Below are 14,889 nucleotides of genomic sequence, written 5' to 3'. Positions count from 1 at the left end.
GATAACTATTAAATATTCTAAATTGGAATAATTAATTCATTTATAGATATGTGCAAAAATAAATATTTATATATTTTTATAAATATAACAATATATAAATATATAGAAAAAAAGCCAACTGAGGGGAATTTATGATGTGATTATCAGTAAGTGGTAAATGAGAAATTATGGCAAATGGAATGATGATTACAAAATTGAGAAGTTAGTGATTAGTTTATAAAGATATTCAGTAGGAAGTGAAAATTATAATTAATGAAAGTTAAGTATATTTGAATATAAGAAATTTAGAATTAATCATAGTGAAGTGTATCATAAATAAGTGAGATTTTTACTAAAGTTTGATAAGGTTGTTTTTATGGATAGAAGCATAGTATTTAAGTATCTCTTTAAATAGATTTAATATAATAAAGTTGTTGATTTAGAGTTAATTCTAATAGGTACACTTAAAAAGTAAATTAAAAAATTAGGATGTCTATATAAAATAAGCAATATGCTGAATGTAAAATATATATAAGACGAATTGTCAAGCTAAGTGTTTCACTTAGCTTGATAATTCGTTAACTAGTAAAGTCTATTGAGGATAATTAATAAAATTTATTAGTTGTTAGCTATATTTTTGGATTTTATTAGCAATAAGAGAGCAGCAACTCCTAATGAACTAAATAATAAAATATATTTAATAGAATTATCTCCAGTTGAAGGAGTTGTATCTCCTGAATTATTGTTTGAACCATCGTTAATATCATTTGTTGGAGGGGATGGTTCACTAGTATCTTCTTCATTATCTGGAATTATTGAATTTTTGAATTCAGCTATTGCTTTTTGTAATGCTAAAATAGCTTGCCCAATTTCTTCAGTTGTAGTAGTTTCAGAAGTTAATACCGCTTCAGCTGCACTTATTGAGTCTTTTAATGATTTAACAGCACTTTCAGGGTATTGTCCAGGATTATTACCTACTTCTGAATTCTTTAATAATTCCTTAGCATCATTAACTAATACTTCCAAGTAAGTTTTATCAGCGTTAGTTACTATAGTTGCATTTATTTTATCATAAGTTTCAGTGGTACCTAAAATTGTAAAATTATTTGTTCCAGTTATAGGTGTTACAGTATTTAGATCCCATTTAACTGTAGTTACCTTGTTAACAGTAAAATCAACATTATTAGCATCTTTTCTGTTATAGAATTGAGTTATTTCAGTTGGTAATATTGAATTTACAGTATTTAAGTCTAAATCACTTTCTATAAATGCATTAACTTCGGGGTTTATTCTTTCATTTCCGTTTGTATCCCAGTTAGCAATTTCTTTTACACCACTACCATCATTGATTACACCATTCTTAAGCATAGTTACTTCGATAATTTGGCTTGCACCAAAGGAAGTTGGAGAAGTACCCTTAGGGCCAGATTGATTATAGAAATAGTTTTCACAGAATTCCCATACATCAATAGATTTAACTAAGTAACTATCAAGTTGATTTTTAGCTTCAGAGTAATAACCTTTATTTATTAATCCATATATTAATAATGAATTAGGAGCCCATTTTAAGTTTTCTAAACCACTAAGAGGTAGTGCTGGATTATTTATGTCTAAGAATAATTGCTCTAATTGTTGAGCTTCTTTAGCTGGAATATCATTAACTACAAGTCCACTTAAAATAACTTGTATCCACTCTCTTGGATATCTACCTGGATTTGGAGTAATTACATGACCACCTTTGTTAGAGTGAACGTATTCTGAATCATCATATTCGTTCTTATTGTTTGTACAGGTATCTTTAAAGTAATTTACATCTCCATCTTTATGGAATATTCTTGTCCATATACCACGTTGATAGTTTGCTTTAGGTAATCCAGCACCATTTCTTAATTGAATCTTACCTTCCGAATCCTTTGGAGCAGTACCGTCTTGGGGGAATGAGCCTACAGCTTCATGTGATAATGGGTTTGCAAAAAACCAATCAACATAGTTTGCCAAAGCCTTATCATATTCAACCTCCCAATATGCTATATCATTTGAATATTCTCCACCAAGTTCTTTACAGATTTCTATCATATAAGTTACATCATTAAGCCACGAAGTAATGTACTCTTGGTCAATTTCATTTTCAGTTTTTTCATTACCATAAATCCATCTAGGATCTGAAATTTTATATTCTAAATGTCTCTTTAAGGCAGGGTACATAGCTTGAAGTCTAGCTTTATCAGGAGATACAGAATGAACCATCCAAAGTGTCTGTGCCATTCTTACAGGTAATACTTCACCATCTAAGTAACCGTTAGCATCAACCATTGCCATAAAACCTTCCATAGCGCTCCAAGAAGCAGAAGGATCTAAATACATAATGTTTTGAATTTGTAATACACCTTCCCAACAGTTGTTAGCAGGTGTCATGGAAGCACCACCAACTTGTCTACTTGCTTTACCAAGAGCTTGTTGAGTAAATGCATATCCAGTTTCGGGTGTAGTAGGTAATATATTGATTAGGTTATAAACCCAACCAGAGTAGTATAATATTCTGTGCTTTTCAGGAGTGACAGTTTCATAATCTTTTATATTTTTATCTTCAACACCCCATATAGTAGGTACGGGTGCTTTCTTTAAAGTATCATTCCAATATTTTTTTGTATTGTTATAACCATTAACTATATTATTATTAATAGCATCATTAGCCCTTGTAATTGCTTTATTAACGCCTTCTTCTCTATTAGCATAGCCAATAACTAATCCAACTTTGTTAATAGAGGATGGTATAGAATATTTACCAACACCATTCGTAAATATTGGGGTTTCAATTGTCTTGGTTAAATCTTCGTTAACTGATCCATCTTCATTTAAAGCAACAACTTTCATTGCAGTATAGAAAAGATTTTGATTCCAATCATTATATAATGCATCAGTCTTAATAACTACATTATTATTAGAATCCCATGAACAGATTAAGTTGTTAGCATTATATTTATCAGAAGAAACTTTTGTACTATCTTTCACTGTTATTTCAAATTTATCTCCTGTAATAGCAGAAGAGTCAATTATTCTACCGATAGTATTAGTATCAATCATAAAATCAAATAAACTTATATCTCCTTTTCCTGGGAAATTTCCACCTCTCTCAAGTTTATGAGGATACCATGCAGAAGTAATAGTTTTGCTATCTAATCTAACACCGTCAACTGTTAGTATTGAGTTTAAAGAAGAATTTTGAAAACCTGATTTACTTTCAACTATATAACTACCGTTAATGTTTGTTTTATTTGCATTACCTTTAATTCCATAATAGGCACCAAATTTCAAATCCAAATCAGGATCAACAGCGGTAATTTTACCATTATCAAATTCAAATGTTGGATTTAATACCAATCTACTATATGGTAGAGAAAGCCACATATGCTCATTTAATAATTGACTTGTTGAATTATCAGGATCGTCATTTTTTATAGTCTCAACATCAAAGTTTGGGTCACCATTAAAGTTTAATCCGCCATATTGACCCTTTACAGTAGATGGTAATGCTATAGGTATATCATAATTTGGCTTAACTCTGCTTAGTTCACCAAGGGTTACATTTTTTCCTTCTTCACCTTTTAGTGTAAATAAAATATCGAATTCTTTAGAAGTTAGATTTTCATCATTCCAATCAGATTGTGCTTCAGAACCAGCAAGTCCTTCTAAGGAATATATAAAATGTTCCCCATATTTACTATTTGCATTTGGACTATCATTTTGAATTTTCATAGTTTTTGAATTACTATGAGTAGCTTTTACATCAAGAGCCCATGTAGCACCTTCAGATACTTCGTTAACTTTTACATACAAATCGGAATATTCCCATGTAGGATATGAAAATCTCTTAGTAATTGTTGCAACATTAGAAGTTAACGTAAATACTGCTCCATTAGATGTATATTTTACATCTGCACCAGAAATTGTCCATCCATTTTCTTTGGTAAAATTGTCGAGAACCTGGATATCTAATGGCTTTGCTGGGCCAGGTCCTTGTAATTTAGAAACGCTGTTTGGATTTTTGGAAGTTATTGAAACTGCATTTACTGATACTGGAATAAGTGAAGTGAAAACTAAACCTGCAATTATTACAGAAATAATTTTCATAGTTTTCTTTCTAGTCATATTATCACTCCTTTAATGTTTATTTATTTTTAATATAAAATGTTAACGTAATCATAATAACATATTAGAAATTTGGTTTCAATAATATTTTTTCGTTAAGTTTATATTGAAATTGTATTTCAAAGGTGCTAGAATAAAAATGTATTTATGGTACCATTTAATAACTAATAAAAATAAAAGGAGAGAATTTTATGGATAAGTTTACAAAATTTATTGAAGAGAAGTTTGTACCGCCATTAACAACTATAGCAAATTATAAGTATTTGAAAATTTTACAAAAAACATTTTTATCTACAATGTCATTATTATTAATAGGTTCATTATTTTTATTAGTAGCTGAATTTCCAATAGATGCTTGGAAAGAGTTCTTAGGAGCAGATATGATAACTATATTAAAGAGAGCTTCTGGCGTAGGAACACAAGCATTAGCATTATTTGTAGCAACAGCAACAGCATACTATGCTATAGACTTTTATAACAATAGGGATGATAATGAGAAAAAATTAGATCCTATGCCACCTGTTATTTTAACAATAGCTTCATTTTTGTTGTTATATGAAAACCCAGTGATAGAAAAAGTTACTTATTTAGATATTGGTATGTTAGGTGCTAAAGCAGTATTTGCAGCAATTCTAGTAGCATTAATTACAATTGAAATTTATAGATTTATTATAAAAAAGAAATTAGTTATAAAGATGCCTGATGGTGTTCCACCAGCAATTATGGAATCATTCATGGCACTTATTCCATCAGCAGTAGCAATACTATTTTGGTGGATAATCAGATGGGTGTTAAATATAGACGTATTGACTTTAGTATTAGATGCCTTTAAACCATTAATTGCAGCTGGAGATAGTGTGTTTGGAGTCTTTATAAATACCTTCTTTAATCGTGCACTATGGTTTGTTGGAATTCATGGAGGAAATGTTGTTGGTTCAGTTGTTGACCCAGTACTTAGAACTATGGATGCTGCTAACTTAGCTGCAGCACAAGCAGGAGAAGTTCTTCCGCATATTGCTTCATATACTTTTATGGATCAATATGTTTGGATAGGACTTGCACCTCTTGCAGTATGTTTATTGACAACTAAATCAAAGAACTTAAGAGCTATTGGATTATTAGCATTACCAGCTGCATTGTTTAATATTGGAGAACCTTTAAATTTTGGAGTTCCAATAGTATTAAATCCAATTTTAATGATTCCAAGTATATTAGCTTTTGTAGTAATAGGTATACTATCATACGGAGGAGTAGCTTTAGGTTTCTTACCAACACCATATCTAGCTATTCCATGGACAGTGCCAGCGCCAATCAAGGCCTTTTTGGGAACAAATGCAAACTTTATAGCATTTGCATGGGTAGTAGTATGTTGGATAATTATGTTTGCAATATTCTATCCATTCGTTAAAGCATTAGAAAAACAGCAAAGTAGAGAGGATGGTGAGCTACTTCCGATAGATGCAAAATAGGGAGGCTGAAAAATGATAGGAGTATCAACATATTTACAAGATTTAGACTTAGAATATTTAAAGGAAGCAGTAAATTTAGGAATTACACATGTTTTTACATCTGTGCAAATAATTGAAGAAGATTATACAGATTTTGATAAAAAGTTTGAAAGGTTTTTGAATTTTAGTATAGAAAATAATCTCACATTAATACCTGATATAGCACCAAGGACATTTGATAAAATTGGAATCAAAGATATTAAGGAACTTAAAGACAAAGGATTCAATGCAGTGAGAGTAGATGGTGGGTTTGATACTCTTGAAGAAATGAAATATTTAACAGAGTTATTCTATGTATATTTAAATGCAAGTGATATAAAACCAAAACTTTTAAAAGAGTTAAAAGCATATGGATGTGATATGAGTAAAATTTCAGTAATGCATAATTTTTATCCTAGGCTTTATACAGGTTTAAACAAGGAGCATGTAGTAACATTAAATAAAAAGTTTAAAGAGTATGGAGTAAGAGTAGCAGCTTTTGTACAAGGTGATGAGAAGTTAAGGGGGCCTGTTTATGAAGGGCTCCCAACCCTAGAAAAACATAGAGGGGTTAATCCATATGTAGCTACTATAGAGTTAAAGGAAAGTTATGTAGATGATATATATATAGGGGATAATACTGCTAAGATTTCAACACTTGAGAAAATGGTTGAATATGATAAGACTGGTGTTATTAATTTAGAAGTAAGTTTTTATGATGAATTTAAAAAACTTTATAATATAGTAACTCCAATTAGAAGAGATATAACAGATGATATTATAAGATTAGCTTATGGTAGAGCAGAACTTTCAGATATAAAGCAAAGAAATACTGTTAAAAGGTATCCAGGAGCTATCACTGTTGATAATGAATTAAGTGGAAGATATGAAGGAGAACTTAATATCTGTAAAAAAAATCTTCCATCTGATGGAAAAGTAAATGTTATTGGGCACATTAATCCTGAGTATATAGATATATTTAACTATATTACAAGGGATACTATTATAAAATTTGTTCAATAAGAAAGGACTTTAAATGAGTAAAGTAGATTTAAATTTATTGGATACAGAAAAAATAAATACAAATACAGTAGAAATACATTCAAAAAATTCATTAGAAATAGCAAGATTAATTAATAATGAGGATAAAAAGGTAGCTTTAGCAGTAGAGGAAGAAATAGAATCAATTGCTAAAATAATTGATATTGGAGAAGCTACACTAAAAAATAATGGCAGAATTATATATTTAGGTGCAGGAAATTCAGGAAGAATAGCTGCTGGTGATGCTTGTGAATGTGTTCCTACATTTGGAGTAGATACTAATACCGTTATATCTGTATTAGCAGGTGGACCATCAGCATTAATAAGTGCTAATGAAGGAGCAGAAGATAATTTTGAACAGGGTGCTAATGATTTAAAAGGAATACAATTACAGGAAAATGATTTTGTAATTGGGTTATCAGCATCAGGGAGGACTCCTTACGTATTGGGTGGGCTAGATTATGCTAGAAAGTTAAGATGTAAGACAGCTTCAATAGCATGTTCAAGAAATTCAGAAATTTCCAATGGTGTAGATATAGGGGTTGAAATTATAGTAGGACCTGAAGCAATTACAGGCTCAACGAGAATGAAGGCAGGAACAGCACAAAAAATGGTAGTTAATATGATATCGACTGGAACTATGATTAGAATAGGGAAAGTATATAAAAACTATATGGTTGATGTTAGTGTTAAAAACAAAAAACTTTTTGAAAGAGGAAAGAAAATAATTAGAGAAGTAACAAATGTAACTGACGAGATATCTGAAGAATACTTAAAAAGAAGTAAAGGAAAAGTAAAACTTGCTATATTAATGATATTAAAAGGATTATCCTTAGAGGAATGTGAGAAATTAATAGAAGAAGAACCTAATATATGTAATTTAATATAGATAGAAGTGGGAAATATTAAAGTTCCCACTTTTAGATTTTATATAGTATAATTCCATTATAAGCTAATTTAAGTGAAATAGATTATTATAATCGGAGGATATATGAATTTATTTGATAATATAAAAATTAAGTATAACAAATTAACCTCAAGTGAGATGAAAATTGCAGATTTTATAATAAAAAATCATAAAAAAGTTTTAGAAATGAGTGCAAAAGAAATTGGAGATGAAACTAAAACTTCAGCAGCTACTGTAGTTAGATTTTGTAAAAAGATAGATATAGATGGATTAGATACTCTAAAAGTAAAAATAGCACAGAGTTCTTTTGAAAATAAGGAGAGTACTGAAATAGATCCAATATTAAGTAAAGATGATTCTATGGTAGACATAATAAATAAAATATACACAAATGTTGAGGTTGGTTTGAAAAGAGCGGTTTCATTATTAGTGGTTGAAACATTAGAAAAAGTAGTAGAACTAATGAAGAGGTCTAATGGAATATATATTTATGCAATAGGTTCATCAGGATTGTGTGCATATGATTTATATCATAAATTAAATAGGGTAAATAAGAAAACATATTACAATCAAGACCCAACAATGAGTATAGAGTTTTCAGCATATACAAAGCCAGATGATGTTGTAATTGCTATATCTTATAGCGGTAATTCAAGGGAGGTTTTACTTGCTGTTGAAGAGTCTAAAAAGCAGAATACACCTATTGTTGCTATAGTTAAGGAAGGGAAGACTAGACTTGGGGAATTAGCAGATTATTGTTTGTATATACCCAATAAAGAGAAAAAGGTAAGAATAGGTTCCCTTGAATCAAAATTTTCTCAAATGTTAATAGCAGATATATTATATTATGCAGTAGCTAAGGAGAATATGGATTCTTTTATAGAATATTTAAAGGATATAAGTGATAAAATTGGAAAATTTAAAGGATAAAAGCAAGGTAGTGAAGTATGAAAATTATAAAAATAATCAAGATGAAATGATATTAAGAGATCATTTAGCAATAGATAGAACAATTCTCGCAAATGAAAGAACATATCTATCATATATGAGGACAGTTGTTAGCTTTATTGTAGCGGCCTTAACCTTATATAAACTTTTAGAAGGAATAGAGGGAATTATTACTGCAATCATATTATGTGGTTCTGCGGTATATTTATTTATCAGGGGTAAAAGAAATTATCAAAAAGTAGCTAAGGATTTAAATTTTGAAGAAAAATAAAATTTCAAAAAATAGTTTTTTATATAAGGTCAAATGTATATGAATTTATTTATATATGACCTATTATTTGATGGAGGAGTAAGCAATAAAATATTATTTAGAATGAATATTGTTGGAATAAATATTATAGGTGCCATACTAGATGAATAATTAAATTTAGTAAATAAATTTAAAACAGAAAATGGGATTATAAAAGGACCGGAGTACAACTTAGAGAGATTAATTCTAGAAAGTGAAATTATTGTAGATATAAATACATTTTTTGAGTTATTCTATAAAGTTGTAGGAGTTCCTTTTGAGAAAAAATATATATAAATAATCATAATAACCAAAGAGCTTATTTTAGTTTTTATGATTATGAATATAGCTTAGATGTGTCAAGACAATCTGAATTTTATTTAAAGAAATTTTGAATAAATAGCAACTATAAATTCTAATTTGTAGGTTATAATGCAGATGTCGCGGAAAACAGATCAAAAGTTCTGCTTTTAAATTTTATATTTAGGTAGTAGAACTTTCATAGAGTGAAAGTAAAATTATTTATAAAACAAAAAGTAGGAGTAGTGAATTTGCCGCTCCTACTTTTTATTTTCATTTATGTTATAATGAGAAATGATTTTAGTCACAGTTTAGGGGGGAAAATATGTTACTAATGATAGATAACTATGACTCTTTTGTGTATAACTTAGTAAGATATTTTGAAGAGCTAGAAGAAGAGTTAGAAGTGGTTAGAAATGATAAGATAAATATAAATAACATAGATTTAAATAAATATAGTGGAATAGTTATATCTCCAGGACCTAAAAATCCTAAAGAAGCAGGTTTATCTTTAGATATAATAGATAAATTTAAAGGAAAGCTTCCTATATTAGGTGTATGTTTAGGACATCAATGTATTGGACACTATTTTGGTGGGGAAATATTTAAAGGCAAAGAGCCTGTCCATGGAAAGCTTAGCTATATAACTCATAATAATGAAGGAATATTTGAAGGTGTTAAAAATCCTCTAAGGGTTACAAGATACCATTCCTTAGTGCTATCAAAGGATAATCTCCCTTGTGAAATTAAGGTTACAGCAGAAACAGAAGATGGGGTTATAATGGGAATAGAGCATAAAAGCTATCCTATTTTTGGAGTGCAATTTCATCCTGAGGCAGAGCTAACAGAGGATGGTCACAAGATGTTACATAACTTTATAAAGGAGTGTAAGAGGTTTAAGAATGATAAACTTTAAGATAGAAGAATTAGAAAAATATTATGATCCATTTCATACATATAGGCTTTTTAAGGATTTTAAGGGAAGTATATTTTTAGATAGCTCTAAGGAGGATAAGGAATTATCTAAATTCTCGTTTATAGGGATAAACCCAATTTTGAATTTTAGGTCACAAGGAAATTCAGTTTACATAAATAATGAAAAGATAGAGTCAAATGATCCATTTTCATCCTTAGAAGAGATAATGGAAAGGTTCAATTTTAAGGGAGAAAGTCATCTTCCTTTTATAGGTGGGGCAATAGGGTATTTTTCTTATGATATAGGTAGAATTTTAGAGGATTTACCTAATACATCTAAGGAGGATTTTTTAATACCTGATAGCATTTTTAATATATATGAAAACTTAATTATATTTGATTTACATAATAAGAAAACATATATTACAGAGCTTGGATATATAGAAAATAGTACTAACTTAGTTTTAGAAAAGCTAAAGGAATATAAAGAGTTTGAAGAGGTTAGGTTTGAGGAGCGTAACAATATCTTTTACTCAAATTTTGAAAAAGAAGAATATGAAGATGCTATAAGAAAGCTTAAAGATTATATTAGAAGTGGTGATGTTTATATAGCTAATATGACAAGAAGAATATGGTGTAAAAACACTTCTCCTTCTTTTGAAATATATGAAAAGTTAAGAAGTATTAATAAGGCTCCTTTTTCAGCATATATGAACTTTGAAGATTTTCAAGTGATAAGTTCATCACCAGAAAGATTCTTATCTGTAGTTGATGGAAAGGTTCATACAAGACCAATAAAAGGAACAAGACCAAGGGGTGAAAATCCTAAAGAAGATGAAGAGAATAAAGAGGCTCTTATAAATTCAGATAAGGATAAATCAGAGCTTTTAATGATAGTAGATTTAGAAAGAAACGATTTAAGTAAGGTGTGTACTCCTCATTCTGTTAAAGTAACAGAGCTATTTAAAATTGAGGAATATGCAACTGTATTTCATTTGGTTTCAACAGTAGAAGGAAGATTAAAAGATGGGGCATCTTCTATTAAGTGCATAAAGGAGTGTTTTCCAGGGGGATCAATTACTGGAGCACCTAAAATAAGAGCAATGGAAATTATAGAGGAGCTTGAAGGTCTTAAGAGAAATCTTTATACAGGTTCTATTGGTTACTTTGATATCCGAGGGAACTGCGATTTTAATATAGTAATAAGGACAATAATTAAAAAAGATAATAGGGCTTACTTTGGTGTTGGAGGGGGAATCACTTGGGACTCAAATCCTGAGGATGAATGGTTTGAAACAATTGACAAAGCAAAAGCCTTAATGAAGGTGTTATAATGAGAGAAATAGTTTATAATAGTGACAAAATTCTATTGGATGAAGGTACTTTCTTTGGACAAGGACTTTTTGAGACTATCCTTTGTTTAGATAAGCCTTTGTTTTTAAAAGAACATCTAAATAGGCTTGAAGAAAGTATGAAGAGTTTAGAGTTAGAAACTTTAGAGAAGAAAGAGCTTCTTGAGTTTTTAGAAAATATAAATATAAAAAATAAGGTGTTAAAGATTTTAGTTACTCCTAAAAATATTGTTGTTACTGAAAGGGAGAATCCTTATACAAGTGATGATTATAATAGGGGGATGACCTTAAGGATTTCAGAGGTTAGAAGAAATTCTACATCAAAAATGACCAAGATAAAGTGGAACGGATATATAGAGAACATAATTGAGAAAAAGGAAGCCATAAAAAATGGATATAATGATGCTTTATTTCTTAACGAAAAAGGTTTTGTTACAGAAACAAGCTGTGCTAATATATTTTTAATAAAGAATGGTGTTCTTTTGACACCTAAAATTGAAGATGGACTTCTAGGTGGTATAATTAGAGAGTGGATTATAAATAATTTTAATGTAATAGAAAAGAGTATTACTTTAGATGAACTTTATGATAGTGATGAAGTTTTTATTACCAACAGTTTAATGGGAGTAATGAAGGTAACAGGAATTAATGATAGAGTTTTTGAACAAGGGGATTTAACAAATATGATAAGCAGTAAACTAGGAGGGTTAATACATAATGGTAGATAAGGAAAAAATAAAAGAAAGTGTAAAACTTATATTGGAAGCTATTGGAGAAGATCCTAATAGAGAAGGTCTTATAGAAACTCCAGATAGAATAGCTAGGATGTATGAAGAGATATTTTCAGGAATAAATGCTACAGCAGAGGAACATTTAAAGAAGACTTTTGAAGTGGATAGAGATGATTTGGTTTTAGAGAAAGACATAACATTTTATTCAATGTGTGAGCATCATTTAGTTCCTTTCTATGGGAAGGCTCATATTGCGTATATACCAAAGGGCAGAGTAGCCGGGCTTTCAAAGCTTGCAAGAACAGTAGAAACTTATGCTAAAAAACCTCAGCTTCAAGAAAAATTAACTTCAGAAGTAGCTGATGCTTTAATGAAGTATTTAAATGCAGAAGGGGTTATGGTAGTTATTGAGGCAGAGCATATGTGTATGACTATGAGAGGGGTTAAGAAGCCAGGTACTAGAACCCTTACAACAACTTATAGAGGATGCTTTGAGGAAAACTATAATCTTAGAAGAGAAGTTTTAGATTTAATTCAAAGATAGGAGATTTAAAGACTTTGGATAAGGTTAATGAGATATTAAATAATAAAGATTACAGGATTTTTTTAGAGGAACTTAGTGAGCTAGAGAAGGAAAGAGTATTTTGTAATCATACTATAGAGCACTTTTTGGATGTTTCAAGAATTGCGTATATAAGAGTGTTAGAAGAGGGGCTTAAGTATTCTAAAGAGGTTATTTATGCAATTGGATTATTACATGACATTGGAAGAGTTTTAGAGTATAAAGAAGAAATCCCACATCATGAAGGTAGTGTTATAATAGCTAAAGATATTTTAAAGGAAACTAACTTTACAAAAGAGGAGAAGGATGAAATCCTAAAAGGAATAGAGAATCATAGAAAAGATAGTGGTGATGAACTATCTAGAATTATCTATGAAAGTGACAAGCTATCTAGAAATTGTTTTTCATGTAAAGCTGAAAAAGATTGTTATTGGAGTAAAGAGAAAAAGAACTTTAAAATTAAGTATTAGGGAAAGGTATGATGAAAAATGAAAATAGGAAATAAGGAATTTAACTTAGGTGAAAGAACTTATGTAATGGGAATTTTAAATGTTACACCTGATTCATTTTCAGATGGAGGAAAATTTAATGAGGCTGAACTTGCAGTAAAGCATGCAGAAGAACTTATTAGAGATGGAGCTGACATAATAGATATAGGTGGAGAATCTACAAGACCTAACTTTGCACCAGTAGGGGTTGAAGAAGAAATAAATAGAGTTGTGCCAATAATTAAGGCTATTAAGGAAAAGTTTGATATTACAATTTCTATAGATACATATAAGGCTAGAACTGCTGAAGAAGCAATAAAGGCAGGGGCAGATATTATAAATGATGTATGGGGATTTAAGAAAGATAAGGACATGGCAAAGGTTGCTGCAAAGTACAATGTTCCATGTATCTTAATGCATAACAGGGAAGATAAACCCTATACTAATTTAATGAATGATATAGTTATGGATTTAGCTGAAAGTATAGATATTGCACTTGAAGCAGGTGTAAAGAGAGAGAACATAATATTAGATCCAGGAATAGGATTTGCTAAGACTTATGAAGAAAATCTAATTGTTATGAATAATTTAGAAAAGATAAAGAATTTAGGGTTACCAGTACTACTTGGAACATCAAGAAAGTCTATGATTGGATTAACTTTAAATTTACCTGTTACAGAAAGAGTAGAGGGAACAGTTGCAACTACTGTAATTGGAATAATGAAAGGTTGTGAATTTGTAAGAGTTCATGATGTTCTAGAAAATAAAAGGGCTTGCGTTATGACTGATGCAATACTTAAAGCGAAATAGGTGGAATAGAATGGATAAGATATATTTAAAAAATGTTGAGATATTTGCTAATCATGGGGTTTTTAAAGAAGAAAAGACTTTAGGACAAAAGTTTGTTTTAGATTTAGAATTAACTTTGAGTCTAGAAGAAGCAGGAAGAACTGGGGATTTAACTAAGTCAGTTCACTATGGTGAACTTTGCCATGGTATAGAAAAAGAATTTATGAAGGAATCTTATGATCTTATAGAAACAGCAGCACAAAAGGTAGCGGAGTTTACTTTGTATAATTATCCACTAGTTAAAGATGTTAAGGTAACTTTAAAAAAACCTTGGGCACCAATAGGAAGACATTTAGATTATGCAGCAGTACAAATTGAAAGAGGATGGCATGAAGCATATCTTTCAATAGGAAGCAATATTGGAAATAAGGAAGAAAACTTAAATAGAGCAATAGAATTAATAAATTCTTATAAGGAAATAGAGGTTGAAAAGGTATCTTCTTTCTTAGTAACAGAGCCTTGGGGATACTTAGATCAAGAGGAATTTGTAAATGCTGCTTTAAAGCTTAAGACAATTCTTTCTCCACAAGAACTTATGAAAACTCTATTAGAGATTGAAAAGGAAATGAAAAGAGAAAGAATAGTTAAGTGGGGGCCAAGAATCATAGATTTAGATATTATTTTCTATGATGATTTAGTATTAGATGATGATTTGGTTACAGTTCCACATCCAAGAATGGAAGAAAGAGAATTTGTATTAAAACCTCTTAGTGAAATATGTGGTAATAAAGTGCATCCACTTCTTAAAAAGAGAGTATTTAGATTATTAGAAGATATAGAAAAAGAAAACTGCTAAAATAGGCAGTTTTCTTTTTTAAGTGCGCCCAGCATGGGCGTACACTAATCGGTGAAAGTCCGTAACGGGGGCTGATAGTGCCAACCGTATAGCTTA

Annotated in this window: 13 protein-coding genes; 12 read left to right on the top strand and 1 reads right to left on the bottom strand. The window is 30.0% G+C overall.

The genetic code is table 11. The features are described 5' to 3' along the window. Positions 1 to 597: 597 nt before the first annotated feature. Positions 598 to 4,128, bottom strand: coding sequence for a hypothetical protein (locus I4V16_RS09075; RefSeq protein WP_195966649.1), 3,531 nt, complete (start codon positions 4,126 to 4,128; stop codon positions 598 to 600). 191 nt (positions 4,129 to 4,319) lie between these two features. Between I4V16_RS09075 and I4V16_RS09070 the strand changes: the two genes are divergently transcribed. The 12 genes from I4V16_RS09070 to folK all read left to right on the top strand — a co-directional run bounded on the left by I4V16_RS09070 (position 4,320) and on the right by folK (position 14,793). After that, on the top strand, positions 4,320 to 5,597 hold the full coding sequence (locus I4V16_RS09070) for a PTS transporter subunit EIIC (protein WP_195966648.1): 1,278 nt from the start codon (positions 4,320 to 4,322) through the stop codon (positions 5,595 to 5,597). 12 nt (positions 5,598 to 5,609) lie between these two features. Beyond that, a complete protein-coding gene (locus I4V16_RS09065; protein WP_195966647.1) occupies positions 5,610 to 6,638 on the top strand; it encodes a MupG family TIM beta-alpha barrel fold protein in 1,029 nt (342 codons plus the stop codon). Positions 6,639 to 6,651: 13 nt separating this feature from the next. Next, positions 6,652 to 7,545, top strand: coding sequence for an N-acetylmuramic acid 6-phosphate etherase (gene murQ, locus I4V16_RS09060; RefSeq protein ID WP_195966646.1), 894 nt, complete (start codon positions 6,652 to 6,654; stop codon positions 7,543 to 7,545). Positions 7,546 to 7,647: 102 nt separating this feature from the next. Further along, positions 7,648 to 8,493: a MurR/RpiR family transcriptional regulator gene (locus tag I4V16_RS09055; protein ID WP_195966645.1), complete on the top strand. Its 846-nt coding sequence runs from the start codon at positions 7,648 to 7,650 to the stop codon at positions 8,491 to 8,493. After that, a complete protein-coding gene (locus I4V16_RS09050; protein ID WP_347707997.1) occupies positions 8,465 to 8,782 on the top strand; it encodes a DUF202 domain-containing protein in 318 nt (105 codons plus the stop codon). The genes I4V16_RS09055 and I4V16_RS09050 overlap by 29 nt, the downstream gene beginning before the upstream one ends. Positions 8,783 to 9,425: 643 nt before the next feature. Continuing rightward, positions 9,426 to 10,016: an aminodeoxychorismate/anthranilate synthase component II gene (locus tag I4V16_RS09045; protein ID WP_195966644.1), complete on the top strand. Its 591-nt coding sequence runs from the start codon at positions 9,426 to 9,428 to the stop codon at positions 10,014 to 10,016. Next, a complete protein-coding gene (gene pabB / locus I4V16_RS09040) occupies positions 10,006 to 11,349 on the top strand; it encodes an aminodeoxychorismate synthase component I (protein ID WP_347707999.1) in 1,344 nt (447 codons plus the stop codon). Before I4V16_RS09045 ends, pabB begins: the two co-directional genes overlap by 11 nt. Next, positions 11,349 to 12,095: an aminotransferase class IV gene (locus tag I4V16_RS09035; protein ID WP_111938035.1), complete on the top strand. Its 747-nt coding sequence runs from the start codon at positions 11,349 to 11,351 to the stop codon at positions 12,093 to 12,095. Before pabB ends, I4V16_RS09035 begins: the two co-directional genes overlap by 1 nt. After that, positions 12,085 to 12,642 carry a GTP cyclohydrolase I FolE gene (folE, locus tag I4V16_RS09030; RefSeq protein WP_111938036.1) on the top strand — a complete coding sequence of 186 codons (558 nt, stop codon included), beginning with the start codon at positions 12,085 to 12,087 and terminating at the stop codon, positions 12,640 to 12,642. Before I4V16_RS09035 ends, folE begins: the two co-directional genes overlap by 11 nt. A gap of 14 nt (positions 12,643 to 12,656) precedes the next feature. Beyond that, the gene (locus I4V16_RS09025) at positions 12,657 to 13,130 is read left to right on the top strand and encodes an HD domain-containing protein (RefSeq protein ID WP_195619399.1); all 474 of its coding nucleotides are present in this window, start codon (positions 12,657 to 12,659) and stop codon (positions 13,128 to 13,130) included. Positions 13,131 to 13,148: 18 nt separating this feature from the next. Further along, a complete protein-coding gene (folP, locus tag I4V16_RS09020) occupies positions 13,149 to 13,958 on the top strand; it encodes a dihydropteroate synthase (protein ID WP_195631911.1) in 810 nt (269 codons plus the stop codon). A 10-nt stretch (positions 13,959 to 13,968) separates the two neighbouring features. Beyond that, a complete protein-coding gene (folK, locus tag I4V16_RS09015; RefSeq protein WP_099313916.1) occupies positions 13,969 to 14,793 on the top strand; it encodes a 2-amino-4-hydroxy-6-hydroxymethyldihydropteridine diphosphokinase in 825 nt (274 codons plus the stop codon). Positions 14,794 to 14,889 lie beyond the last annotated feature (96 nt).

Origin of the sequence: Clostridium sp. 1001283B150210_160208_E6, assembly GCF_015669365.1 — a bacterium.
Taxonomy (GTDB): domain Bacteria; phylum Bacillota; class Clostridia; order Clostridiales; family Clostridiaceae; genus Clostridium; species Clostridium paraputrificum.
Note: the sequence above shows the minus strand (reverse complement) of the source record. Positions and strands in the feature narration are given on the sequence as shown.